The organism is Pseudomonas sp. NPDC090755, assembly GCF_044769005.1.
GTDB lineage: Bacteria > Pseudomonadota > Gammaproteobacteria > Pseudomonadales > Pseudomonadaceae > Aquipseudomonas.
In genome coordinates, this window is sequence record NZ_JBIVXC010000007.1 from 142,945 (window position 1) to 166,209 (window position 23,265).

Annotated in this window: 22 protein-coding genes; 9 read left to right on the forward strand and 13 right to left on the reverse strand. The window is 64.4% G+C overall.

Annotation, left to right across the window (positions count from 1 at the left end):
• Positions 1 to 3 precede the first annotated feature (3 nt).
• The 8 genes from ACIQUS_RS13225 to ACIQUS_RS13260 all read right to left on the reverse strand — a co-directional run bounded on the left by ACIQUS_RS13225 (position 4) and on the right by ACIQUS_RS13260 (position 11,077).
• A complete protein-coding gene (locus tag ACIQUS_RS13225; RefSeq protein WP_403047604.1) occupies positions 4 to 1,155 on the reverse strand; it encodes an efflux RND transporter periplasmic adaptor subunit in 1,152 nt (383 codons plus the stop codon).
• A gap of 125 nt (positions 1,156 to 1,280) precedes the next feature.
• Entirely contained in the window at positions 1,281 to 2,378 is a 1,098-nt protein-coding gene (locus tag ACIQUS_RS13230; RefSeq protein WP_403047605.1) for a DUF1513 domain-containing protein, read from the reverse strand.
• Positions 2,379 to 2,380: 2 nt separating this feature from the next.
• Positions 2,381 to 3,445, reverse strand: coding sequence for an imelysin family protein (locus ACIQUS_RS13235; protein ID WP_403047607.1), 1,065 nt, complete (start codon positions 3,443 to 3,445; stop codon positions 2,381 to 2,383).
• Positions 3,446 to 3,461: 16 nt separating this feature from the next.
• Entirely contained in the window at positions 3,462 to 4,889 is a 1,428-nt protein-coding gene (locus ACIQUS_RS13240) for a di-heme oxidoredictase family protein (RefSeq protein ID WP_403047609.1), read from the reverse strand.
• 177 nt (positions 4,890 to 5,066) lie between these two features.
• Entirely contained in the window at positions 5,067 to 6,401 is a 1,335-nt protein-coding gene (locus ACIQUS_RS13245; protein WP_403047611.1) for an imelysin family protein, read from the reverse strand.
• 147 nt (positions 6,402 to 6,548) lie between these two features.
• The gene (locus ACIQUS_RS13250; protein WP_403047613.1) at positions 6,549 to 8,600 is read right to left on the reverse strand and encodes a putative bifunctional diguanylate cyclase/phosphodiesterase; all 2,052 of its coding nucleotides are present in this window, start codon (positions 8,598 to 8,600) and stop codon (positions 6,549 to 6,551) included.
• Positions 8,601 to 9,694: 1,094 nt separating this feature from the next.
• Positions 9,695 to 10,291: a superoxide dismutase gene (locus ACIQUS_RS13255; protein WP_403047615.1), complete on the reverse strand. Its 597-nt coding sequence runs from the start codon at positions 10,289 to 10,291 to the stop codon at positions 9,695 to 9,697.
• A 186-nt stretch (positions 10,292 to 10,477) separates the two neighbouring features.
• Positions 10,478 to 11,077 (reverse strand): LysE/ArgO family amino acid transporter, encoded by a 600-nt coding sequence (locus ACIQUS_RS13260; protein WP_403047617.1) that lies wholly within the window; start codon positions 11,075 to 11,077, stop codon positions 10,478 to 10,480.
• A gap of 119 nt (positions 11,078 to 11,196) precedes the next feature.
• Here ACIQUS_RS13260 and ACIQUS_RS13265 point away from each other — a divergent pair, with 119 nt between their 5' ends.
• The 3 genes from ACIQUS_RS13265 (at position 11,197) to ACIQUS_RS13275 (ending at position 14,063) form a co-directional block, all read left to right on the forward strand.
• The gene (locus ACIQUS_RS13265; RefSeq protein WP_403047619.1) at positions 11,197 to 12,087 is read left to right on the forward strand and encodes a LysR family transcriptional regulator ArgP; all 891 of its coding nucleotides are present in this window, start codon (positions 11,197 to 11,199) and stop codon (positions 12,085 to 12,087) included.
• A 49-nt stretch (positions 12,088 to 12,136) separates the two neighbouring features.
• Positions 12,137 to 13,132, forward strand: a complete 996-nt coding sequence (locus tag ACIQUS_RS13270) for an NAD-dependent epimerase/dehydratase family protein (RefSeq protein ID WP_403047621.1) — start codon at positions 12,137 to 12,139, stop codon at positions 13,130 to 13,132.
• Between the two features lie 88 nt (positions 13,133 to 13,220).
• Positions 13,221 to 14,063, forward strand: coding sequence for an ATPase (locus ACIQUS_RS13275; protein ID WP_403047623.1), 843 nt, complete (start codon positions 13,221 to 13,223; stop codon positions 14,061 to 14,063).
• 12 nt (positions 14,064 to 14,075) lie between these two features.
• On the opposite strand, the gene ACIQUS_RS13280 is transcribed toward ACIQUS_RS13275, so the two are convergent.
• From ACIQUS_RS13280 to ACIQUS_RS13290, 3 genes are read right to left on the reverse strand one after another with little or no spacing between them, the layout of a single operon-like run.
• The gene (locus ACIQUS_RS13280) at positions 14,076 to 15,125 is read right to left on the reverse strand and encodes an alkene reductase (RefSeq protein ID WP_403047625.1); all 1,050 of its coding nucleotides are present in this window, start codon (positions 15,123 to 15,125) and stop codon (positions 14,076 to 14,078) included.
• A gap of 15 nt (positions 15,126 to 15,140) precedes the next feature.
• Entirely contained in the window at positions 15,141 to 16,310 is a 1,170-nt protein-coding gene (locus ACIQUS_RS13285; protein ID WP_403047627.1) for an MFS transporter, read from the reverse strand.
• Between the two features lie 13 nt (positions 16,311 to 16,323).
• Positions 16,324 to 16,626 (reverse strand): helix-turn-helix transcriptional regulator, encoded by a 303-nt coding sequence (locus ACIQUS_RS13290; protein ID WP_038607345.1) that lies wholly within the window; start codon positions 16,624 to 16,626, stop codon positions 16,324 to 16,326.
• A gap of 154 nt (positions 16,627 to 16,780) precedes the next feature.
• Between ACIQUS_RS13290 and ACIQUS_RS13295 the strand changes: the two genes are divergently transcribed.
• Positions 16,781 to 17,362, forward strand: a complete 582-nt coding sequence (locus ACIQUS_RS13295) for an ACP phosphodiesterase (protein ID WP_403047628.1) — start codon at positions 16,781 to 16,783, stop codon at positions 17,360 to 17,362.
• Between the two features lies 1 nt (position 17,363).
• Here the strand turns inward: ACIQUS_RS13295 and ACIQUS_RS13300 are convergent, their stop codons facing one another.
• Complete coding sequence (locus tag ACIQUS_RS13300; protein WP_403047629.1) at positions 17,364 to 18,152, reverse strand: lysophospholipid acyltransferase family protein; 789 nt, start codon at positions 18,150 to 18,152, stop codon at positions 17,364 to 17,366.
• A complete protein-coding gene (gene olsB, locus ACIQUS_RS13305; protein ID WP_403047631.1) occupies positions 18,152 to 18,907 on the reverse strand; it encodes an L-ornithine N(alpha)-acyltransferase in 756 nt (251 codons plus the stop codon). Before olsB ends, ACIQUS_RS13300 begins: the two co-directional genes overlap by 1 nt.
• Positions 18,908 to 19,040: 133 nt before the next feature.
• Between olsB and ACIQUS_RS13310 the strand changes: the two genes are divergently transcribed.
• From ACIQUS_RS13310 to ACIQUS_RS13330, 5 genes are read left to right on the forward strand one after another with little or no spacing between them, the layout of a single operon-like run.
• On the forward strand, positions 19,041 to 19,928 hold the full coding sequence (locus ACIQUS_RS13310) for an acyl-CoA dehydrogenase (protein ID WP_403047633.1): 888 nt from the start codon (positions 19,041 to 19,043) through the stop codon (positions 19,926 to 19,928).
• Positions 19,929 to 19,985: 57 nt separating this feature from the next.
• The gene (locus ACIQUS_RS13315; protein WP_403047767.1) at positions 19,986 to 21,071 is read left to right on the forward strand and encodes a serine hydrolase domain-containing protein; all 1,086 of its coding nucleotides are present in this window, start codon (positions 19,986 to 19,988) and stop codon (positions 21,069 to 21,071) included.
• Positions 21,068 to 21,364 carry an amidase gene (locus tag ACIQUS_RS13320; RefSeq protein WP_403047635.1) on the forward strand — a complete coding sequence of 99 codons (297 nt, stop codon included), beginning with the start codon at positions 21,068 to 21,070 and terminating at the stop codon, positions 21,362 to 21,364. Before ACIQUS_RS13315 ends, ACIQUS_RS13320 begins: the two co-directional genes overlap by 4 nt.
• A 45-nt stretch (positions 21,365 to 21,409) precedes the next feature.
• Complete coding sequence (locus ACIQUS_RS13325) at positions 21,410 to 21,991, forward strand: YceI family protein (protein ID WP_403047637.1); 582 nt, start codon at positions 21,410 to 21,412, stop codon at positions 21,989 to 21,991.
• A 1-nt stretch (position 21,992) separates the two neighbouring features.
• Entirely contained in the window at positions 21,993 to 23,150 is a 1,158-nt protein-coding gene (locus tag ACIQUS_RS13330) for a phosphatidylserine/phosphatidylglycerophosphate/cardiolipin synthase family protein (protein WP_403047638.1), read from the forward strand.
• Positions 23,151 to 23,265 lie beyond the last annotated feature (115 nt).

The following is a 23,265-nucleotide window of genomic DNA, read 5'->3' on the forward strand; positions in this document are numbered from 1 at the left end:
CGATCAGTTGGCGCGCGACGGGTGACTGGCTTGGGGTTGCAGGGTCTTGTCCGGGGTGAGGGTGACGGATGCGCCCTGGGTCAGCTTGAGCTGGCCTGCGGTCACCACCTGTTCACCGGCCTTGAGGCCCTTGCTGATGACCACCAAGCCCTCGCGACGCTCGCCGGTCTCGACGAAGCGGCGTTCGGCGATCAGTTCCGGCTGGCCCTGGGCATTGAGTTGCGGCTGTCCGTCTTCGTTCTTCTTTGCCACGGCCACGTACACCGAGTTGCCATACAGGGTGTAGGTCACGGCGCTTTCCGGCACCACGACCTGCGGTTGTGGATCGGGCAGCACCACCTGCAGGCTGCTGAACATACCGGGCAGCAACTTGCCGTCAGGGTTGCCCAAGGTCGCGCGGATCAAGACGTTGCGAGTGCTGTCGTCGACCTTGGGGTTGATGGCGCTGATGGTGCCGGGAAAGGTCTGTTGGGGATAGGCCGCGACAGTCGCCAGGACCTTCTGGCCAATGCTCAGCCTGGGTATCTGCTGCTCGGCGACATAGAAGTCCACGTACAGGCTGCTCAGGTCCTGCAGGGTGGCGATCACCGTGCCGCTGGCCAGGTAGTCGCCAACGTCCACCTGGCGGATGCCGATGGTGCCGCTGAACGGAGCCTCGATGCTTTTCTTGGCAAGGGCCGCCTTGAGCTGGTCGACCACGGCCTGGCTGCGTTTGTACTGGGCGCTGAGGCGATCGTATTCGCCGCGGGAGATTGCCTGGCTGCCGACCAGTTGGCTGCCCCGGTTGTAGTCCACCCGGGCCAGGCCCAGATCGGCCTGGGCGGTGCCGAGCAAGGCGGTTTCCACATCACTGTCCAGTTGCAGCAAGGGTTGGCCCTTGCTGACCTTCTGCCCGGACTCGAACTGCAGGCGCTTGACCGTACCGGCGCTCTCCAGGCTCAGGTCGACCCCTTGCAGGGCCGTGAGGCTACCGACCGCAGGCAGGCGATTCTCCCAGACGCGCTCGCTGGACTCGGTCGCCGCCACGCTGATCGGTGGCTTGGGGGCCGAGAACATCTGAACCTGCTGATAAATGGAGAACGCCTTGTAGCCCCCCAGCATCAGCACAAGCAGCAGAACAACACCCAACATGATGAGCATGCGGCGGCGCAGCATAGTCCAGTTCCTTGGAGTCGAATTCTTGTTCGATTGGCACGACGACGGGCGATCCTGCCCACGTGCTCAGTAGCCGAATATTACTCGTTTGACCTGCTGCGCGAACCTGTGTTCCGGGGTTATTTTCACGCCAGGTGCAGGTGGTTGTCCCAAAGCCCGGAAGGCAGTTGCAGGGGCTGGCCGATCAGATCGGTCTTGCGGCAGTCATAGAGTCGGCAGCGGCCCTGGCCCGACGTGACCACGAAGCCGTCGGCCACCGCACCCACGCCAGCGCAATCGGGCATCGGCGCATCGAGCTTTACCTGAGCCGTGTCCAGGTCCCAGATGAACAGGCGGTTGGCCCGCGGGGCGGTCAGGGCGACCAGGCGCAACTCGCTGTGAATGGCCACGCTGGCCGTGTAGTTGGCCATCGACTGCAACTGCTGTTCGGGCACCGGGAGGGCCACGAAGGGTTGGCCCGGTCGCTTGATGGCAATCAGCTCGGCGGTTTCATCGCCGCTGCCCATGAACTGCTGGCCGGCGACAATGGTGCCGTCGCTGGCAATCGCCAGGTGGCGCACGCTGTTCATCTGTTGGGGCAGCGTTTCCTTGCTCAGCAGGGTGCCGTCGCGCTGCATCAGCACCAGGCTCGGCTGCATGGCGTCGAGGTTCATGTCCACGCGGCTTTCGGCCTCGGTGCGAATGCCGCCGTTGGCCACCACCAGGGTCTCGCCGTCGGGCATCCACGACACCTGGTGCGGGCCGATGCCGTGGGTGGAAATCTCGCCACTGTGCTGCAGGCGCTGGCCGTCGAAGCGGTAGACGCCGAGCACGCCACGACCGGGATCGGTGGTGTCGTTCTCGGTGGCGTACAGCCATTCACCGCTTTTGTGTATGACCGCGTGGCCGTAGAAATGCCGGTTCGGCTGCGAGGCGATGGTCTGCAGCAGACGGCCATCGCGCAGGTCGATCAGGTAGCTCTCGGTGCCGGGACGGCGGGCGACGAACAGGGCAATCGGCTGCTCGGGGTGATTGATGATGTCATGGCAACGCTGGGCCACCTGGGTGGCGAACACCTGGGTGCCGTCCAGGCGATAGCCGACCGCGTAGTGCTTGCCGTCGCCATCGTCGCGCGCCGAGAGCAGCAGCGGGCTGCTGTCCTTGCCGCGAAACAGGGTCCAGCCGCCCAGGGTGAGGGCGCTGAGCAGAACGCTACCGAGTTTGAGAGCCTGGCGTCGCAACATGATCAGTCACCGTCGTTGGCATTGAAGCCCAGCTGGATGCCCAAGGCCTTGGCCAGCTCGCCTTCGTGCAGGCGGTGGACGGCGTTGAGGCTGTCGTAGAGCTCGTTCAGTTGCTGGCGACCGGCTTCGTCGTCGAGCAATTCGCCCAGCGGCTTCTGGTTGGCCGATAGCAGCTTCAGGGCGTTGGCGTAGGCTGCGTCGATCTTGTCGGCCAGGGCTTTCTGGTCTTTGCCCAGCAGGCCGCGCAGGCCCTGGTTGTCGACACCGACCCAGACGGTTTGCGCGGCGGTCAGGCTGGCTTCCAGGCTTTTCAGCGAGGAGTGGCTGCGCCAGGCTTCGGCCTGCAGCGGTTGTGGGATGCCCTTGCTCAAGCGACCCATGGGCGCGCCGAGTTTCTTCTTCAGGGTGTCCAGGGCGGTGACCTGGGCACGCAACAGGTCGGCGATCGCTTCGTGGGAATCGGCGTAGCGCTGGTTGGGGAACTTGGTCAATTGCGCCAGCATGCCGTCGGTGCTGTTCCAGCCTTTGAGGATGTCCTCGGCCAGGGCCTTCTGGTGTTCGCCGATGGCCACCAACAGCGGGCAGTAGCGGGCTTTCTGTTCGGCATTGGCGGTGTCCGGCTTGCTGTCGAACAGGATGTACTCATAAGCGGACAGGCCGCGTACCACGACACTGGATTTGGCCAGGCTCGCGGCATCGATCGGCTTGTCGCCGTTGACCAGTTGCTCGACCTGACGGCCGACCAGGTTCTTCTTGTCCGGCCAGAACTGTACCTGCCAGGCGCGATTGCCTTCGGCCAGCGGGCCGATCAGCAGCGGCTGCAGCTCAGCCCAGGCTTTTTGCGCGTGGAGGAAATCGGCACGGGCGGTGGCCAGGTCCGCCTTGCCTTCGCAGAAGGCCAGGGCGCTGACGGCCAGCTGGCGGTCGGCTTCGACCCAGCGGCTGTAGGTCGGCAGGATCACCTGCTTGGCGATGGCGGCCGAGGTCACCGCTTGCGGGTCCTGCGGCGAGCAGGCGCCCAGGGCGAGGGCGGCGAGGCTGGTGAACAACAGTTTGGGACGGAACATGCCCGGCTCCTTTGTCTTAAAGTGAATTCAGGAACGCGAGCAACGCGGCGCGCTGCTCGGCATTGAAGGTCAGCACGTGCTGCTTGCCCGCTTCGGCCTCGCCGCCATGCCAGAGCACGGCTTCGAGCAGGTTGCGGGCGCGACCATCGTGAAGAAACTGGGTGTGGCCGCTGACGGTCTGGGTCAGGCCGATGCCCCAAAGAGGGGGCGTGCGCCAATCCTGGCCGCTGGCGGCGAATTCGGTGCGGTTGTCGGCCAGGCCCGGGCCCATGTCATGCAGCAGCAGGTCGCTGTAGGGGCGGATCAGCTGGTTGGCCAGCTCCGGCTCGGCGGCATCGGCCGCGGTGGTGAAACTTGGGGTGTGGCAGCTCTGGCAGCCCGCCTGGTGGAACAGGTTCTTGCCGGCCAGCACCTGGGGTGAATCGACGTCCTCGCGGATCGGCACCGCCAGATTGCGGGTGTAGAACTGGATCAGGCGCAGGATGTTGTCGCTGACCTCCTGCTCGCCGTTGGCGCCGTTGCCGTTGGGGGCGTTCAGGCAATCGACCTGCGCCGCGGTGCAGTCATCCATGGGCCGCAGGCGGGTGGTCAGGCCCATGTCGCCGGAGAAGGCGTGCACGTTCTGCTGATTGAGGTTCGGTTGCCCAGCCTTCCAGCCGAAACGACCCATGACGGTCTTGCCCAGGGCATCGTCCCATACCTGGTTGGCGCGGCCGCGGATGCCATCGCCATTGCGATCATCGGGGTCGGCGTTGGCCAGCAGGGCGGCTTCGGGGATGGCTTCGAGCAGGCCCAGGCCGATCATCGGCGGCGCCACCCGGGCAGAGAAGCGGGTGTCGGGGTGCATCGGGCCGTAGCCGAGCTGACTGATCTTCAGGGTCGGCTGGCGCAGTTCGACCTGGGTGCCGTCCTTGAACGTCACCGGCAGCGGGGTGTACTCGACCCGGACCTTGCCCTCGGGGGCGACGCCGGGTACCGCCATGTCCTGGAACTGACCGCCGTAGACCGGCTCGGGAACCACGCCCAGTTGCTCGATGACCGTGGCGTAATGGGGTTGGTCGGGAATCGACAGGCGCACCAGCATCGACACGGCGTTGCTGGCGCTGGGGCCGGGCGGATGGCCGCGACCGTCCTTGATGTGGCAGTTCTGGCAGGCATTGCTGTTGAACAGCGGCCCCAGGCCGTCGCGGGCGGTGGTGGTCGAGGGCGCGATCACCCAGGGGTTGCGGAAGAAACTGTTGCCGACGCTGAAGTCCAGGCGCCGGCTGGGGGCAAGGTTCGCCGACGGCATGGAGTAGGCGTTCTGGTCGCGCTTGTTCACTGTCGCCTTGCCACCGCCCAGCGCCTCTCCCGGTTCTGCCTGGGTGAAGCGGGGCGCATCGTCACAGGCGACCAGGGTCACGGCCATGAGCAATGGGCTGATACGGAGCAGCGACGAAAGCATCAAGGATCCTGAGCGTGAGCAAAAAATCGGCGTGCAAGCTTAGCAGGCTCAGGATCATTGAATAAGAGCAATTTGCGTTTGCTTGATGAAATCGTTGCGCTTCCTCATGCCGGGTCGGGCCCTGAATGCACAACGCCCGGCACAGGAGCCGGGCGTTGTGTGACACGGTGTCGCGGATCAGAACTCGTGATCGGCGGTATCCGGGTTCAGGTTGGCGATACCCAGCTTGCCGGCGGCCTGCTCGATGGCACCGGTCTGCTTGACCAGGGCGGCGATGGCGTCGCGCACGATCTGGTTGCCGGCGGCGTTGTCGGCGGCGATCAGCTGGTCGTAGTGCTCACCCTTGGCGGCGTGGTCGACCATGACCTGGATCTTCGCTTCGGTGGCTGCCAGGTCGGCCTTGAGGGTGGCGTCGGCGGCCGGATCAACCTTGGCTACCAACGACGACAGGCTCGGGCCGGTCAGCTTGCTGCCGTCGGCACGGGTGTACTCGCCCAGGTAGACGTTGCGGATGCCCTTGGCGTCGTAGAAGTGCGAGAAGTGGGTGTTGTCGCTGAAGCAGTCCTGCTCGTCTTCAGGCGAGTTGGCTTCCAGGGAAACCTTCATGCGCTCGCCGGCCAGTTCGCCCAGCGACAGGCTGCCCATGCCGAACAGCATCTTGCGCAGGCCGTCGGTGACAGGCTCGGCTTCGAGGGTGGCGCGGTAGTTGGTGGCGACGTTCGGCGCCCAGTTGCCGACCATTTCCTCCAGGTCGTTGATCAGCAACTGGGTCACAGCCTTGAGGTAGGCGCGGCGACGCTCGTTGTGGCCGCCCGTGGCGCCTTTGCCTTCCAGGTAGTCGGAAGCAGGACGTGCACCGGCGCCAGGGCCGGTACCGTTGAGGTCCTGGCCCCAGAGCAGGAATTCGATGGCGTGGTAGCCGGTGGCGACGTTGGCTTCGGAACCGCCCAGCTCGTTGAGGCTGGCGAGTTTCTCAGGGGTGATTTCCTTGACGTCGACCTTGTCTTCGCCCACCTGGATCTGGGTGTTGGCGATGATGTTGGCGGCGGCGCCCGGGTTGCCCAGGGCATGTTCGTAGCTGGCGTCGACGTAGTCGATCAGGCCTTCGTCCAGCGGCCAGGCGTTCACCTGACCTTCCCAGTCGTCGATGATGGTGTTGCCGAAGCGGAACACTTCGCTCTGCAGGTAAGGCACGCGGGCGGCTACCCAGGCAGCCTTGGCGGCTTTGAGGGTTTCATCGTTGGGCTTGGCGAGGAAGGCGTCGATGGCGGTCTGCAGGGTCTTGGCGGTGCTCAGCGAGTCGCTGTAGACGGCATGGACCATGTCGGCGTAGTGCTTGACCACGGCCTTGGCGGCGGCCTCGTCGACGGTGCCGGCTGCAGCCGGGGCTGCTGCGCTGGTGGCTGGCGCCTGGGCTTGCGGTGCGGCAGCCTTGTCCTTGTCGTCGCCGCAACCGGCGAGAGAGATGGCAATGGCCAACAGACTGGCGGTGGCCAGAGGCATACGAATCATGGCGAATTCCTGCGTCGAGAGGTTGGACAGGCGTACCGGGGTACGCAAAACTGCAACATAATGCGAAAGATTTGCATTTTGTGTAAAGGGGCAGCCACGTAAATATTCAATTGCGTGTTTTCGCCTTTCACTCAATGCCGACAGGGGTTACAGAATGGACACCTGGTTGCGTTGCGCCTGTTTGAGGAAGGCGGTCAGCTCCCGGGAAGGTAGCGGTTTGCTGTAGTGGTAGCCCTGACCTTCATGGCAGCCCTGGGCAATGATGTAGGCTTCCTGCTCCGCGGTTTCCACGCCTTCGGCGATCACCTGCATGCCCAGGCTCTTGCCCAGCTGGATGATGGCGCGAACGATGGTGGCGTCATCGTCGTCATCGAGCAGGTCCTGGACGAAGCTCTTGTCGATCTTGATCTTGTCCAGCGGCAGCGACTTCAGGTAACTGAGCGAGGAGTAGCCGGTACCGAAGTCGTCGATGGCGATCAGCGCACCGGAGCGACGCAGGCTCAGCAGGTGCTGGGCGGCAGTGCTGATGTCTTCCATCAGGCCGGTCTCGGTGACCTCCAGCTCCAGGCTACGCGGCGGCAGGCGGTAGATCTGCAGCAGGTTGTTGACCACCCGCGGCAACTCGTTGTGGTGCAGTTGTACCGTCGACAGGTTGACCGCCATGCGCAGTTCGCTGAAGCCCTGGTCGTGCCAGTCACGCAACTGCCGGCAGGCCTGGTCGAGCACCCATTCGCCGATGGCGATGATGTTGCCGTTCTGCTCAGCCAGCGGAATGAACTGGTCGGGCGGCACCATGCCCAGCTCCGGATGCTGCCAGCGCAGCAGCGCCTCGACGCCGACCACGCGGTGGTCGCGGTAGCTGATTTGCGGCTGGTACACCAGGTACAGCTGATTGCGCGGCAGGGCTTCGCGCAGGTCTTTTTCCAGCTCGCGGCGCCGGCGCATTTCACTGTCGACGCTGGCGATGTAGAACTGGTAGCGGTTGCGCGAACGGGTCTTGGCCAGGGTCATGGTCTGTTCGGCCTTCTGCAACAGCTTCTCGGTGCTGTCGCCGTCTTCCGGGAACAGGGTAATGCCGATGGTCGCGCGCAGGCGGATTTCCTGATCGCCCAGGGCGAACGGCGCTTCCAGGTCGTCGAGAATGCTCTGGGCCAGTTCGGCCGCTTCGTAGGGTTGCTCGATATCGGCCTGGACCAGGGCGAACTGGTCGCCGCCCAGCCGCGCCAGGGCGCCCAGGCGGCCACTGTGGGCCCGCAGGCGGTCGGCCAGGGCCAGCAGCAACTGGTCGCCGGCCTGGTAGCTGAACTGTTCGTTGATGCCCTTGAAGTCGTCCAGGCCCACGCACAGCACGGCGACTCGGCGCTGCAGGCGCCCGGCGTCGACCAGGATCTTGTCCAGTTGCTGCTGCAACTGCTGGCGATTGGGCAAGCCGGTGAGGAAGTCGTACTGGGCCATGCGCAGCAGGCTGTTCTCGGCCTCGTGGCGCAGGTGGGTGTTGCGTTCGATGGAGGCCAGCAGCTGGTTGGCGGTATTGACCCACACCCCCAGCTCATTGCGTTCGTGGCCCTTGATCAGCGGCAGCTGGTGCTGACTGGGACGGTCGGGGTTGATCTGAGTGAGGTGCTCGATGATCTTCGACAGTGGCTTGGTCAGCATCCAGTGATAGACCAGGTACAGCACCAGGCCCATGGCCAGGGCACGCAGCACACCGGAAATGAAGATGATCACCGAACTGACCAAAAAGCCCTGGCCATAGCTGGCGGTGTCCAGGGTGATGCTCAGGTCGCCGTAGTATTCGCTGTAGGGGCCACGCCCGACCAGCTGCGTGGTGAAGGTGCGCTCCTGGCCCAGGATCAGGTCGGTCAGCCAGCGTGTCGATGATTCCTGCAACGGGCGGTTCTTTTGCGCCAGCATGGTTTCGTTGGGATGGCCGATGGAAGCCAGGCGCACCGACTCGTCCTGGAACAACCCCTCCATGACCTGCATGCCCATTTCCTTGTCCAGGCTGTAGACCGCCTGGGTGGAGGGATCGCGGAACATGTCGAGAATTCGCTGGGCGTCGCTGGCCACTGCCTGACGTGTCTTGTAGGCATCGAAGACGATCTGCGCACAACTGAGAACGACACCGACCACCAGTGCCGAGAGCAAGACGACCCTCAGCAACTTGACCGATAAGCTGTTCTTGAGTTCCAGCTTCAATGGGGTTTCCTTAATCCATGCGCATGGCATCATTTTGCCATCAAACTCGGCAATCCACTATCGGCCATTGGCAGATCCCGCCCCCTGGCAAGGGTTGACGAGCCTGCTACCCCTGTATCGGTCGGCCGGCCTTGCGACTTTAATCCCGGGAGTATGTTTCCCAAGGTTTGATGTTAGCGCGGTATCAGTTTGGAGCAAGAGCCTGGGGGCGTGCGGCAGGCGAAAAAAAGGTTATTCACGGATTGTCGGGGGGAGAGGGCCAGGGTTGGGTTGGGTTGGGTTGTGGAGGCTGCAGGCTTATCCATTTGATGCAGCGACGCTGCCGGCCCCTTCCGCCTTTACGGCGGCCTACTTTTTTCTTGGAAAAAGTAGGCAAAACCGCCTGCTCCTACATACGGCCCTACGCTGCGCTTCGGGTCCCTTCGCTCCGGTGTCTTCCGGGGCCACGCGGCCTACGACTTGCTTCGCCAAGTCTACGGCTCGCGCTCTTCGGCTACGCCGAAGGTGCTACGCACCGGCCCCTACAGACACCTCCACTCAGCCTCCTGAAGTCGCAAAGTTACGGGCGGCGCCTGGGCTGGCTTTATCTTCGAAAACCGATTGTGCAGCGGATAATCGCCACCGCAAGACAAGCTTCGCACGCGAAGCGACCACAACGACTTGCAGTCGCTTTTGCTCTGGCTTTTGCTTTTGCTCTTCATACACGCAGGTACAGACGCTGCAATCTGCGACTTCAGAAGGCCGAGTGGAGGCACCTGTAGGGGCTGGTGCGTAGCACCTTCGGCGTAGCCGAAGAACGCGAGCCGTAGACTTGCGCAGCAAGTCGTAGTGCCGCGTGGCCCCGGAAGGTGCCGCAGGGAGGGCACCCGAAGCGCAGCGTAGGGCCGTATGCAGGAGCGAGCGGTTTTGCCTACTTTTTCCAAGAAAAAAGTAGGCCGCCGTAAGGGCGGAAGGGGCCAGCAGCCTCACTGCATCAAATGGATAAGCCCACCCACTAACAGCCCAAGCCCAAGCCCCAAGATCACACCCCCGATACGTCGTGAAGAACCAAAAAAAACCCGGGCAAGCCGGGTTTTTTTCGTCACTGTGTTCGCTTAGGCGGTGAAAGTCTTGCCTTCGAACTGCTCGGCGACGAACTTCCAGTTGACCAGGTTCCAGAACGCCTCGACGTATTTTGGACGCAGGTTACGGTAGTCGATGTAGTACGCGTGTTCCCAGACGTCGCAGGTCAGCAGCGGGGTGTCGCCGCTGGTCAGCGGGCAGCCGGCGCCAATGGTGCTGGCCAGGGCCAGGGAGCCATCAGCCTTTTTCACCAGCCAGCCCCAGCCGGAGCCGAAGGTGCCGATGGAGGTCTTGGAGAATTCTTCCTTGAACTTGTCGAAGGAGCCGAACGCAGCGTTGATGGCATCAGCCAGGGCGCCGGTTGGTTGGCCGCCGCCGTTTGGCGCCATGCAGTTCCAGTAGAAGCTGTGGTTCCAGACCTGAGCGGCGTTGTTGAAGATGCCGCCCGAGGAGGACTTGACGATCTCTTCCAGGGTCTTGCCTTCGAACTCGGTGCCTGGCACCAGGTTGTTCAGGTTCACGACGTAGGTGTTGTGGTGCTTGTCGTGGTGGTATTCCAGGGTTTCCTTGGAAATGTGCGGCTGCAGGGCGTCGTGTGCATAAGGCAGCGGCGGCAATTCAAAAGCCATGGTGATTCTCCTAATCAGGTCTGTTGCGGTGAGCGCAAGGCCGATCACGGGCGGCCGGTGTGCGTCGGGGAGTTTGTACTCTTTTCGACGCAAGGGCTGGATCATAGCACCGGGCCCTGTGCTTAACCACGCAACAAGTGTACGGGAAAGAGGTTCCAGAGCCTTCGCCGCCAGCGGACGGGTGGCTCAACCGAAGATCAGCTGCGCCGCCACCGCGAACATCATCACCGCGACCATCAGGTCGAGCAGGCGCCAGGTGCCGGGGCGTGCCAGCCAGGGGGCCAGCCAGGCTGCGCCCAGCGCCAGGGTGAAGAACCACAGCAGCGAAGCGCTGGCCGCGCCGGCCACATAGGCACCGGGCACGGTCTGCTGGGCACCCAGCGAGCCGATCAGCAGCACGGTATCCAGGTATACATGCGGGTTGAGCAGGGTCACCGCCAGGGCGCTGAGCAGCACCGCCCGGCGCGAGCGCAGACCCTGGCCTTCGCCCTGTTGCAGGCTTTGTTGCGAGCAGGCGCGCAGCAGCGCCTTGCCGCCGTACCAGATCAGGAAGACCGCGCCACCCCAGCGCGCAACGGCCAGCAGGGTCGGGTTCTGCGCCAGCACCGTGGCCAGGCCGAACACACCGGCCGCGACCAGGATGGCATCGCACAGCACGCACAGGGCGGCCACCGGCAGGTGGTGTTCGCGGCGCAGGCTCTGGGCCAGGACGAATGCGTTCTGGGTGCCGATCGCCATGATCAGGCCGAAGGCGACCAGCAGGCCGTTCAGGTAGCTTTGCCACATAGGGGGATACTCCACAGACGCCAGGATGTGGCGGATAAAACCAAGAAGATGCTGGCCATTCTGCGGTTTGCACCTGTATAAGAAAAACAAATAAACCTGATCTGGCATTAGGAAAAATAATGTTCGATTACAAACTGCTGTCCGCGCTCGCCGCGGTCATCGAGCAGGCCGGTTTCGAGCGCGCCGCCCAGGTGCTGGGGCTGTCGCAGTCGGCGATCTCCCAGCGCATCAAGCTGCTCGAGGCAAGGGTCGGGCAGCCGGTGCTGGTGCGGGCCAACCCGCCCAGTCCGACGGATGTCGGCCGTCGTCTGCTCAACCATGTGCAGCAGGTGCGGCTGCTGGAGCGCGACCTGCAAAGCCAGGTGCCGGCGCTGGACGAGGAGGGCATGCCCGAGCGTCTGCGCATCGCCCTCAATGCCGACAGCCTGGCCACCTGGTGGGCGGCGGCGGTGGGGGAGTTCTGTGCCGGACAGCAGGTCTTGCTCGACCTGGTGGTGGAAGACCAGGAGGTAGGGCTCAAGCGCATGCGTGCCGGCGAGGTGGCGGCCTGTCTGTGTGGCAGTGAACGTCCGGTGGCTGGGGCGCGCAGCCTGCCCTTGGGGGCCATGCGTTATCGGGCCCTGGCCAGTCCCGGTTTCATGGGCCGTTATTTTCCGGAGGGCTTCGATGCGGCGCGTCTGCCCCGAACGCCGGCGCTGGTGTTCGGTCCCGATGACTTCCTGCAGCATCGCTATCTTGCCTCCCTGGGTATCCAGGAGGGTTTCCTGCATCACCTGTGTCCTTCTTCTGAAGGTTTCCTGCGCATGACCGAAGCGGGGCTGGGCTGGGGGCTGGTGCCGGAACTTCAGGTACGCGAACAGCTGGCCAGCGGGCGTCTGGTCGAAATTTCCGCGGATAAACCCATCGACGTGCCGTTGTACTGGCATCATTGGCGTAACGGCGGGCAATTGCTCGCACAGCTGACCGAACACTTGCGCCACACCGCCCGGCATTGGCTGGTGCCCTTGTAGGCGTGGATGGCGTCAGCAGCATCTGAATATTGGTAAGGCGGAGTGGTACATGCGAATTCTGGTCACCGGCGCTAGCGGCTTCATCGGCGGGCGTTTTGCGCGCTTTGCCCTGGAGCAGGGCCTTGATGTCCGGGTCAACGGCCGGCGTGCCGAGGGTGTCGAGCATCTGGTACGGCGGGGGGCTCAATTCATCCCCGGCGACCTGGGCGATGCGGAACTGGCCCGGCGGCTGTGCCAGGGCGTCGATGCCGTGGTGCACTGTGCCGGGGCGGTGGGCAACTGGGGGCGCTACCAGGATTTCTACCAGGGCAACGTGGTGGTCACCGAGAACGTGGTCGAGGCCTGCCTCAAAGAGCACGTGCGGCGCCTGGTGCACCTGTCCTCGCCGTCGATCTACTTCAATGGCCACTCGCAACGGGACATCCGCGAAGAGCAGGTGCCGCGGCGCTTCCATGACCATTACGGGGCCACCAAGCACCTGGCCGAGCAGAAGGTCTTCGGCGCCCAGGAATTCGGCCTTGAAGTGCTGGCCCTGCGCCCCCGCTTCGTCACGGGAGCAGGCGATGTGAGTATTTTCCCGCGCTTGCTGCAGATGCAACGCAAACGCCGCCTGGCGATTATCGGCAACGGCCTGAACAAGGTCGACTTCACCAGCGTGCAGAACCTCAACGAAGCCCTGCTCAGCGCCCTGTTTGCCGACGAACAGGCCCTGGGCCAGGCCTACAACATCAGCAATGGTCATCCATTGCCGGTGTGGGACGTGGTCAACTATGTGATGCGCCAGATGCAGCTGCCACAGGTCACCCGCTACCGCTCCTACGGTCTGGCCTACAGCCTGGCGGCGCTCAATGAAGGGGCCTGCCTGCTCTGGCCGGGCCGCCCGCAGCCGACCCTGTCACGCCTTGGCATGCAGGTCATGAGCAAGGATTTCACGCTGGATATCAGCCGTGCCCGGCACTTATTGAACTACCGGCCGACGGTCAGCCTGTGGACGGCACTGGACGAGTTCTGCGCCTGGTGGAAGGCACAGGATCGGCCTTCGTGAACCCTGGGGCGGCTTTGCGGTCGATCAGAGCGCCGCGCAAGCGGTTTATACTAGTGACCATTTGCCATTAATGCGGTTGAAAGCACCCATGCGCAACGACGCCCAAGACGATTTCGACAATGTGCCGACCCTGCGTGCCAGCACGCGGGATGACGATGACTTTGAACCCTTGCCAGGACGTGGTGGCATTGCTGCCACTGACCGTCGCAAAGCGCCGCGGGCAGCCAGCACCGGACCGTTGTGGGCGCTGCTGGGGGCGTCCTTCGTGGCCTTGGCCGGGCTTGGCTGGTGGAGCTTCCAGCAGGTGTCGTTGATGGAGCAGCAACTGGTGGCGACCCAGGAAAGCTTCGCCCGCATCAGTGAGGAGGCGGCCGGTCGCCTGCAGGCCATCAGCGGCAAGGTCGCTGCCAGCGAATCGAACGTCAACAGCGGTAGTGAGGCCTTGAAGCTGCAGATCAAGCAGTTGCAGTCCAGCCTCGCCGAGCAGGGCAAGCAACAGCAGGGTGTTGCCGGGCAGGCGGGGGACCTGGGCAAGCGCCTGGAGCAGGTGCTGGCCCAGGCCAGTGAACAGCAGGCGGCCAATGCCAGACTGCAAAGTGAATTGCAGACGCAGTTGAAGGCAGTGAATACCGAACTGGCCGAGTTGAAAGCCGCCCAGGTCGACGGTGGCAAACTCAACAGCCAGATCAGCAGCCTGAGTACCGATGTCGCCGCCTTGAAGAAGCAGGGCAACCCCAGTGCCGCCATCGAGCGCCTGGAGCAGGACCTGATCGTGCTCAAGAGTGAGCAGGAAAATCGCCCGGCAACACCGGTGGCGTCCGGTGCCTCGGTGGCCGAGTTCGATGCCTTTCGCGCTCAGATGACCCGCAACATCAACACCCTGCAAAGCCAGGTGCAGAACCTGCAGCGGCAGATCAACGCCCGGCCTTGAGGGCAGTTGCCTTTACATCCGTGGGTAGTCGATATAACCGACCGGGCCCTTGGCATAGAAGGTCTCAGGGTGTGGCTCGTTCAACGGTGCATCCGCCGCCAGGCGCGCCGGCAGGTCCGGGTTGGCGATGAACGGAACACCGAAGGCCACCGCATCGGCCCGGCCACTGGCCAGTGAGGCATTGGCGCTGGCCTTGGTGAAACGCTCGTTGACGATGTACGGGCCACCGAAGGCTTCCTTGATCAACGGGCCGATGCTGTCGTCGGCTTCCTTCTCCCGCGAGCAGATGAAGGCAATGCCACGCTTGCCCAGTTCGCGGGCAACGTAGGTGAAGGTTTCGGCGCGGTTGGCGTCGCCCATGTCATGGGAGTCGGCGCGCGGCGCCAGGTGCACGCCCACGCGGTGCGCACCCCAGACCTCGATCACCGCATCGGTCACTTCCAGCAGCAGGCGTGCACGGTTTTCCAGCGAACCGCCGTACTGGTCGTTGCGCTGGTTGGTGCTGCTCTGCAGGAACTGGTCGAGCAGGTAGCCGTTGGCCGCATGCACTTCCACACCGTCGAAACCGGCGGCCTTGGCGTTCTCGGCACCGGTACGGTAGGCCTCGACGATGTCGGCGATTTCCGCTGTTTCAAGGGCCCGTGGCATCGGGTAGTCGGCCAGTGGGCGTACCAGGCTGACATGGCCCTTGGGCTGGATGGCGCTCGGCGCTACCGGGGCTTCGCCGTTGAGGTAGATCGGGTGGGAGATACGCCCGACATGCCACAACTGCAAAAAGATCCGCCCGCCGGCGCCATGGATGGCCTTGGTGACGTTGGTCCAGCCACGTACCTGGTCGTTGGACCAGATGCCCGGGGTGTCCGGGTAACCGACACCCATCGGCGTCACCGAGGTGGCTTCGCTGAGGATCAGCCCGGCGCTGGCACGCTGCACGTAGTACTCGGCCATCAACGCATTGGGCACCCGGCCTTCGTCGGCACGGCAGCGGGTCAGCGGGGCCATGATGATGCGGTTCGGCAACTGCAGGTCGCCGAGGGTGATCGGATCGAAAATAGTCGTCATAGGTACCTCAAGGCTTTAGTGAGTTGCAGGGGCCAGTGCCGGCTTGTTGCCAGACTGGCTGAAGGTGATCAGGGTGACGATCAGCGCCAGTACGGCCAGGGCCGCGGCGGCCAGCGGCACGCGGGTCAGGCCCAGGCCCTGGGCGATGGCCGTGCCACCGACCCAGGCGCCCAGGGCGTTGCCCAGGTTGAAGGCGCCGATGTTCAGGGTCGACACCAGGTTCGGTGCCGCCTTGCCGAAGGTCACCACGTTGACCTGCAGGGCCGGTACCGCGGCGAACGCAGCGGTGGCCCAGAGGAACAGGGTGATCTCAGCGGGAATCAGGGCAACGCTGGTCCAGCTCAGGGCGGTGGAGACCACGGCCATGCTGATGAACACACCGATCAGGGTGGCGCTCAGGCGGCGGTCGGCGAGCTTGCCGCCAACGATGTTGCCCAGGGTCAGGCCCAGGCCGATCAGCAACAGGGTCCAGGTCACGCCCCGGGGCGATACGCCGGTGACATCGCCCAGCAGCGGCGCGACATAGGTGAACAGGGCAAACATCGAGGCCGAGAACAGCACGGTCATCGACAATGACAGCCAGATCCCTGCGCCCTTGAGCGCGGCCAGTTCTGCGCGCATGTCGAGTTTTTCCTCGTCATGGCGAAACGGCAGGAAGCGGATCAGGCCGATCAGGGCGATCACACCGATCACGGTCACCGCCCAGAAGGTCGAACGCCAGCCGTAGACCTGGCCCAGGGCGGTGCCCAGCGGCACGCCCAGCACGTTGGCCAGGGTCAGGCCGGTGAACATCAGGGCCACGGCCGAGGCGCGGCGGTTGGCCGGCACCAGGCTGGCGGCGACCACCGAGCCGATGCCGAAGAAGGCGCCATGGCACAGGGCGGTGACCACCCGGGCGAACATCAGCAGGTTGTAGTCACTGGCCACCGCACACAGCAGGTTGCCGACAATGAACACGCCCATCAACGCGATCAAGGCCGCCTTGCGTGGCAGGCGCGAAGTGGCCAGGGCCATGAACGGCGCACCGATGGCCACGCCCAGGGCGTAACCTGTGACCAGCCAGCCGGCGCCGGGAATCGACACGCCCAGGTCCGCCGCCACATCGGGCAGCAGGCCCATGATGACGAACTCGGTGGTGCCGATGGCGAAGGCGCTGAGCGCCAGGATCAATAGCGAGAGGGGCATTGCAAAGTCCTTGTCAGAGCTCTTGGCTCATCTGCTTGAGGAAGGCCTGGATGGTTTCCTCGTTGCGCTTGAAAAAATGCCACTGGCCGATCTTCTGGCTGCTGATCAGTCCCGCCCGTTGCAGGGTCGCCAGGTGCGCCGAGACCGTCGACTGCGACAGGCCGCAGCGTTGGTCGATCTGCCCGGCGCAGACACCGTGTTCGGTGCTGTGATGCTGGTCGGGGAACTGCACGTCCGGGTCTTTCAGCCAGTTGAGGATTTCTCGCCGTACTGGGTGGGCCAGGGCTTTTATTATTTCGTCGAGATCGAGAGGCATGGTTGGGCTCATGAGTGGTGTAACGGTATATCGCGATGTGGCGAAATATAAATCGATATTTCGCGATATACAAATATGAAGATGGACTGAGCTCAGCATGAATCGCTATATCGGGTTATAACGATATGAGCAGGGCAGGTGCTAGACTGCGACCATGAACTACCTCGCACACCTTCACCTGGGCGGCCAGCAACCCGAGCAACTGCTCGGCAGCCTGTACGGTGATTTCGTCAAAGGGCCGCTGGCCGGTCGCTTTTCCCTGCCGCTGGAAGCGTCGATCCGCCTGCACCGGCAGATCGACGTCTTCACCGACAGCCATCCGCTGGTGCTCGCCTCGCTGGCGCGCTTTCCCCGCGAGCGGCGGCGCTATGCCGGGATCATCCTCGATGTGTTCTTCGATCACTGCCTGGCGCTGCACTGGCAGGATTATGCCGACCAGCCCCTGGCGCAGTTCACCGGGCGGGTCTACCAGGTGCTCGGCGCCCAGCCCGACCTGCCCGGGCGGTTGGCGCAGATCGCGCCGTATATGGCGGCGGATGACTGGCTGGGCTCGTACCGCGAGTTCGCGGTGCTGGAGCAGGTGTTTCGCGGCATCGCCCGGCGCCTGTCACGACCCGAAGGCATGGACGGCGCGCTGGAAGTGGTCGATGCCTTGTACCAGCCCTTGATGGATGACTTTCGCGTCTTCTACCCGCAGTTGCAGGCCTTCGCCGGGAAAGCCCTGGGTCAGGCCTGAATCAGGCAGCCTTGGCCCGGCGAACGGGCTGGGTTGCCGTCTCGTCAGCGCCGAACAGCGCGAGCTGGATGGCCTGGCGGGCCTTGAAGGCCAGGGCGGCGCGTTCTTCACCGGCGCTCGGAATCGGTGCCAGCAGCTGGATTTGCACTTCACCGCAGTCATGGGCGAACAGGCGCATCAGGTGCGAAAGCAGGTCGTCGTCGCCGATGAAGGGCGCCACCGGATCGGCCTGGCCGTTGCGCAAGTAACGCAGGGCCACCGGTTGCAACGGCACCTCGGTGTCGATGGCACTGGCCAGCAGGCGACCGTGGAAGGTGCGCAGGCTGCGGCCGTCGGTGGTGGTGCCTTCGGGGAAGATCAGCAAGGCGCAGGCCTGTTGCAGGTGCTGGCTGATCTGCGCGCGCAGCAACTGGCTGTCGTTGCCGCCGCGGCGAATGAACAGAGTGCCGGCCTTGAGCGCCAGCCAGCCGGCCACCGGCCAGCTGCGCACCTCGGCCTTGGACAGGAACGACAGCGGCGCGAGCATGCCCAAAAGGGGGATGTCGGTCCAGGACACATGGTTGCTGACCCAGAGCATGGGATGCGTCGGCACGGAGCCGACCACCCGGACGTTGAAGGGCAGTGCATTGCTCAGCTTGACCATGAACAGCTGCGACCAGCGCTGGCGGCGCTCGGTCGAAGCGGGAATACGCAGGCGCTCGTAGAGACTGAACAGTGCGGCCATGCCCAGGCCGAACAGCACCACCAGCAGCACCCGCAGTATGCGTGCGAAGACGCGCAGGCGCCGCATCACACGGCCGCCTTGAAGTGACGGGCGTAGCGTGGGCAGAGCTCGTCGCGCTTGAGCAGGATGAACACGTCGGCGACCTGGAAGTCTTCATCCCAGCAGGGCTCGCCGCAGATCTTCGCGCCCAGGCGCATGTAGGCCTTGAGTAGCGGTGGCATCTCGGCGATGACATTGCCGGGCAGGGCCAGGCTGGGCAGCGGCTTCTTCGGTTCGGCGCGCAGGTGTTCGGTGCACAGGTAGCGTTCGCGCAGGCGCTGCATGATGGCGTGGGCCTGCACACCACCATCCTGCATGGGGATGCTGGCGCAGCCCATCAGGTAGCTGTAGCCGCCTTCGTTGAGCACCTCGGCCAGTTCCGCCCAGAGCACGGCGATGGTGCCGCCGTTGCGGTAGGCCGGGTCGACGCAGGTGCGGCCCAGCTCCAGGATCGGGCCTTGCAAGTGGCCCAGGCCATGCAGGCTGAATTCCTCTTCGCTATAGAAACGTCCCAGGCTGCTGGCGGCCTGGTGGTCGAGCAGGCGGGTGGTGGCGACCAGTTGTCCGGTGCTCCGGTCGCGCACACCGATATGCCGACAATGGATGTCGTAGTCATCCATGTCCAGGCCCTGTTCGGCACCCTTGAGCTTGGCCTTGAATTCACCGCTGAATACGCTGAAGCGCAGGGCCTGTGCCTCCTGCAGGGCGGCGGGCCCGACCAGGCGTTCGGCTTGCAGACGGCGTTCAGTGCTGTTGTCGCCAGAGCGAGCGATCTGAGTCATTGCGAGTCTCCATAAGCCAGCCATGGGGTTGCGGCCGGTCGACTTTGTTGTGCAAGCTCAGCCTAGGAAGATGCGGTGTCACCCCCATGAACCTTTGGTGATGCTTGTATGACAGCCCCCGAGGAGTGCTGAAATGGCCTGGCTGCAACGACTCAACGATCCCCAGCGACATCCCCTGGCCGACACCCTGGCCGATACCTATGCCAGCTTGCTGGCGCGCCTGGGCACGGTCAGTCCGTTCGAGCTGGCGGTGCTCGGCGCACGGGCCATGCCGACCCCGGGGCTGGCCTTTCTGGTTGGCTACCAGGCGGCGCTGCGCATGCTCTGGCCCAGTGCCCCGGCCAGCCTGGGTGCCCTGTGTGCCAGTGAGCGCCGCAGCGTGCGCCCGGCCGATATGCAGGTGCGCCTGGATGACCTGCGCCTGACCGGCAACAAGGATTTCGTCACCGCCGGGCTGGATGCCGACTGGTTGCTGGTGGCCGCCCGTAGCGAAGCGGCTGGCGAGGCACCGCAACTGAGCCTGGCGGTGGTCTATCCCGGTGAGCCCGGGGTGCGCCTGGAGTCGTTGCCGGCCTTGCCACTGATGCCGGAGGTCGGTCATGCCCGCCTGCACCTGGACCAGGCCTTGTGCGAACTACTGGCGGGCGACGGCTGGGACGCCTACGTCAAACCCTTTCGCTCGCTGGAAGACCTTTATGTACTGAGTGCCCTGAGCGCCTGGCTCTATGGCGTCGGCCAGGACAACGGCTGGCCGCAGAACCTGCAATTGCGCCTGCTCGGCCTGCTCGGCGGTTGTGCCGAGGGCAGCCGGCAATGTGCCGACAGCACGGCCTGTCACCTGCTGCTTGGTGGGTTGTTCGCCCAGTTCGCCGCGCTCAAGGAGCAGATCAACCAGGCATTGTGCAACAGCCCCGGCGAGTGGGCGGCGCTCTGGCAGCGCGACCAGGGCTTGCTGGAGATCGCCAGTGCGGCGCGGGCCAAGCGCCTGGCCAAGGCCTGGGCTCACGCCGGATTGTCATGAAGCGCCGCTAGACTGGGGCTACCTTCGTCCTGAGTCTTGCCCCCCATGAGCAACCTGCTGTCGGCCCTGTTGCTTGGCCTGGCGTTCATCAGTGCCTGTGCCCTGGGCCAGGAACACTGGCCGGTTCCGGACTGGCAGCCGGCGCCAGGCAACAACAGTGACGCCTGGCGCAAGGTGCAGGCCTACGCCTTTGCCCCGCGCGACGAGCAGACGCGTGAAGGCGTGCGCACCGATGCGCTGCTGGTGATCAAGGACGGGCGTATTGTCTATGAGCACTACGCTGCACCCACCACGGCGTTGACACCACACTTGACCTGGTCGATCAGCAAGAGTGTGCTGGCCACGGTGCTGGGCGTGGCCCGGAGGGAAGGGCGCTTCGTGCCGGGTGATCCGGTGGCGCGTTTCTATCCTGCGATGCACAACCATCCGCAGGTGCGTATCGAGGACCTGCTGCACTGGGCCAGTGGCCTGGACTGGCAGGAGGACTATGAGTACGCACCACTGAACTCCTCGGTGGTGGCCATGCTCTATACCCGTGGGCGCGGCGACATGGCCGCGTACACCGCTGCCCGGGCTGCGGCGGCAAAGCCCGGCCAGCGCTTTCTCTACTCCAGTGGCGACAGCAACCTGTTGGCGGCAGCCTTGCGCGGCATGGTCGGCGCGGGGTATGCGGACTATCCCTGGCAAGCACTGTTCACACCGTTGGGTATCGAGTCGGCCGTCTGGGAGCGCGATGTGAGCGGTACCCTGGTCGGCTCGTCCTATCTGTACATGAGTGCCCGCGATCTGGCGCGCATCGGCCTGTTGATGTTGCGTGACGGGCGCTGGCAAGCGCAACAGGTAGTGCCCAGTGATTGGGTGGCGTTCAATCGCGCGCTGTTCACCCAGGCCATCGCCCAGCCCGGCGAGCCCAATCCTGGCGGGCACTGGTGGCTCAATCAGCCGCTACCCGGGGCAGGAAGCCCCTGGCCGGATGCCCCGGCCGATACCTTCGCCGCGCTTGGGCATTGGGGCCAGGCCTTGTACGTAGTGCCCGGGCAGCAGCTGGTGATCGTGCGTTATGCCGATGACCGCGATGGGCGTTTCCAGCACAACGAGTTGCTCAAGCGGGTGCTGCTGGCCCAGGCCGGGGGGCGGCCATGAAGCGCCTGCTCGTAGTGCTGGCGCTGCTGGGTGGGGCCTGGGGTTGGCATGAGCGACAGGCCCTGGCGGATTTTCCCGGCATCCTCAGTGCCTATTCGGCCAAAGAGTACTGTTCCTGCCGGTTCGTCATGGGCTTCGACAGGCCGTATTGCCAGGGCTACGTGCGTTTGTATCTGCCCCTGAGCCGCCTGGAGGAGGACACTCCGGCGCGCCAGGTCAGCGCCGTGGGGCTTGGGGTGGAGCGTCGTGCCGCCTGGCGCGGTGTGCGGGAGGGCTGTGGCTTGCTGCCGTGAGGGCAGCCGGGTAAGGTTGTGGGCTTCTGTGTTTCAGGATTTGACATGTTTTCTCTGCCCCGATTGCTACTCGCCGTGCTCGCGTTCGTGAGCTTCTCCGCCCAGGCCAACTGGCATCTGGATGGCGAATCGTCGCGCCTGTCGTTCATCTCCAGCAAAAACGGCGACACCGCCGAAGTCCATCGTTTCCTGGTGCTGCATGGCAAGGTCGACCGCAAGGGCGCTGCCGAGCTGCAGATCGAGATGGATTCCAACAGCAGCGGCGTGCCGCTGCGTGATGAACGCATGCGCAAGGAGCTGTTCGAGTTTGCCAAGTTCCCGGAAGCCAAGGTCAACGCCCTGATCGACCTGCGGCCGATCAACGACCTGGCCAACGGCGCCCAGGTGGAGTTGCGCCTGCCGCTGACCGTCAGCCTGCATGGCAAGGAGCACAGCTATGACGCCTTGTTGCTGGCGACCCGCCTGGATGAGCGACGCTTCCAGGTGGTGACCCTGGAGCCGCTGGTACTGCGTGCCGAGCACTTCGATCTGGTACCGGGCTTGTCGACCTTGCGCAAGATGGCCGGGCTCAAATCCATCAGCCCTTCGGTGCCGGTGAACGCGGTGCTGATCTTCACGGCGCGTTGACATGGCCGGACCGGTTTTCCCTTGGCGTGATGGCAACCGGTTCGAATTATTGATCGACGGCCCCGAGTTTTTCCCGCGCATGCTGACTGCCATCGTGCGGGCCGAGCAGCAGGTCGACCTGGAGCTGTACCTGGTGGAGGCGGGGGCGTGCGCCGAGGCCATGGTCCAGGCCCTGGTCCAGGCGGCTGGGCGTGGCGTGCAGGTGCGTTGCCTGTTCGATGACTATGGCGCGCTGGCGTTTACCCTGGGCCTGCGTCAACGACTGACCGCGGCCGGGGTCGAGCTGCGCTGGTACAACCGCCTGCGCTGGCGCCGGGGCTTTCGCAACCTGTACCGCGATCACCGCAAGTTGTTGCTGGTCGATCAATCCTGGGCGGTGGTCGGCGGCACCGGGGTCACCGACCAGTTCTGGGAACCGAACAAGGATGTCAGCGACTGGCACGAGGTGATGGTGCAGATGCAGGGGCCGCTGGTGGCCGACTGGCAGATGCTGTTCGATCGCCAGTGGCGTGCCAACCTGCGTCGCACGGCCTGGCGCCCGCCCACGCACTTTGGCCTGCCACGCTTGCCCCATGTGCCCGTCAGCGGCCAGGGCATGGGCCGGGTGGCCTATGCCGACGCCCGCCAGCACCGGGATATCCTGCAATCGCTGGTGCGGGCGATGAACAGCGGCCAGCGCCGGATCTGGCTGGCGACGCCATATTTCCTGCCGACCTGGAAAGTCCGCCGCTCCCTGCGACGGGCCGCCCACCACGGTATCGACGTGCGCCTGCTGTTGACCGGGCCGCGTACCGACCATCCTTCGGTGCGTTACGCCGGCCATCGCTATTACCCGCGGCTGCTGCGCGCCGGGGTGAAGATCTACGAGTACCAGCCGTGCTTCCTGCACCTGAAGATGGTGCTGGTCGATGACTGGGTGAGCATCGGCTCGTGCAACTTCGACCACTGGAACCTGCGCTTCAACCTCGAAGCCAACCTTGAAGCGCTGGACCCGCCGCTTACTGCTGCGGTGGTTGCCAGTTTCGAGCGTGATTTCGCCCAGAGCCTGAGCATCGATCTTGAGCGCTGGCATGCCCGGCCGTTGTGGAAACGGGTGCAACAGCGTTTGTGGGGCTGGCTGGACCGCCTGGTGGTCAACCTGATCGATCGCCGCGACTAATGCTGCTGGACTGCATGTAGGAGCGGGCTTGCCCCGCGATTGCGTGCTGTCGGTCACATCGCATCGCGGGGCAAGCCCGCTCCTACAGCCTGGGCGGTCTATTGTGTCCTTTGTC

What these genes read in the sequence shown, in the direction of transcription:
- ACIQUS_RS13225 (WP_403047604.1), bottom strand. Translation starts at nt 1,155, where the DNA reads ATGCTGCGCCGCCGCATGCTCATCATGTTGGGTGTTGTTCTGCTGCTT.
- ACIQUS_RS13230 (WP_403047605.1), bottom strand. Translation starts at nt 2,378, where the DNA reads ATGTTGCGACGCCAGGCTCTCAAACTCGGTAGCGTTCTGCTCAGCGCC.
- ACIQUS_RS13235 (WP_403047607.1), bottom strand. Translation starts at nt 3,445, where the DNA reads ATGTTCCGTCCCAAACTGTTGTTCACCAGCCTCGCCGCCCTCGCCCTG.
- ACIQUS_RS13240 (WP_403047609.1), bottom strand. Translation starts at nt 4,889, where the DNA reads ATGCTTTCGTCGCTGCTCCGTATCAGCCCATTGCTCATGGCCGTGACC.
- ACIQUS_RS13245 (WP_403047611.1), bottom strand. Translation starts at nt 6,401, where the DNA reads ATGATTCGTATGCCTCTGGCCACCGCCAGTCTGTTGGCCATTGCCATC.
- ACIQUS_RS13255 (WP_403047615.1), bottom strand. Translation starts at nt 10,291, where the DNA reads ATGGCTTTTGAATTGCCGCCGCTGCCTTATGCACACGACGCCCTGCAG.
- ACIQUS_RS13260 (WP_403047617.1), bottom strand. Translation starts at nt 11,077, where the DNA reads ATGTGGCAAAGCTACCTGAACGGCCTGCTGGTCGCCTTCGGCCTGATC.
- ACIQUS_RS13265 (WP_403047619.1), top strand. Translation starts at nt 11,197, where the DNA reads ATGTTCGATTACAAACTGCTGTCCGCGCTCGCCGCGGTCATCGAGCAG.
- ACIQUS_RS13270 (WP_403047621.1), top strand. Translation starts at nt 12,137, where the DNA reads ATGCGAATTCTGGTCACCGGCGCTAGCGGCTTCATCGGCGGGCGTTTT.
- ACIQUS_RS13275 (WP_403047623.1), top strand. Translation starts at nt 13,221, where the DNA reads ATGCGCAACGACGCCCAAGACGATTTCGACAATGTGCCGACCCTGCGT.
- ACIQUS_RS13280 (WP_403047625.1), bottom strand. Translation starts at nt 15,125, where the DNA reads ATGACGACTATTTTCGATCCGATCACCCTCGGCGACCTGCAGTTGCCG.
- ACIQUS_RS13285 (WP_403047627.1), bottom strand. Translation starts at nt 16,310, where the DNA reads ATGCCCCTCTCGCTATTGATCCTGGCGCTCAGCGCCTTCGCCATCGGC.
- ACIQUS_RS13290 (WP_038607345.1), bottom strand. Translation starts at nt 16,626, where the DNA reads ATGCCTCTCGATCTCGACGAAATAATAAAAGCCCTGGCCCACCCAGTA.
- ACIQUS_RS13295 (WP_403047628.1), top strand. Translation starts at nt 16,781, where the DNA reads ATGAACTACCTCGCACACCTTCACCTGGGCGGCCAGCAACCCGAGCAA.
- ACIQUS_RS13300 (WP_403047629.1), bottom strand. Translation starts at nt 18,152, where the DNA reads ATGCGGCGCCTGCGCGTCTTCGCACGCATACTGCGGGTGCTGCTGGTG.
- olsB (WP_403047631.1), bottom strand. Translation starts at nt 18,907, where the DNA reads ATGACTCAGATCGCTCGCTCTGGCGACAACAGCACTGAACGCCGTCTG.
- ACIQUS_RS13310 (WP_403047633.1), top strand. Translation starts at nt 19,041, where the DNA reads ATGGCCTGGCTGCAACGACTCAACGATCCCCAGCGACATCCCCTGGCC.
- ACIQUS_RS13320 (WP_403047635.1), top strand. Translation starts at nt 21,068, where the DNA reads ATGAAGCGCCTGCTCGTAGTGCTGGCGCTGCTGGGTGGGGCCTGGGGT.
- ACIQUS_RS13325 (WP_403047637.1), top strand. Translation starts at nt 21,410, where the DNA reads ATGTTTTCTCTGCCCCGATTGCTACTCGCCGTGCTCGCGTTCGTGAGC.
- ACIQUS_RS13330 (WP_403047638.1), top strand. Translation starts at nt 21,993, where the DNA reads ATGGCCGGACCGGTTTTCCCTTGGCGTGATGGCAACCGGTTCGAATTA.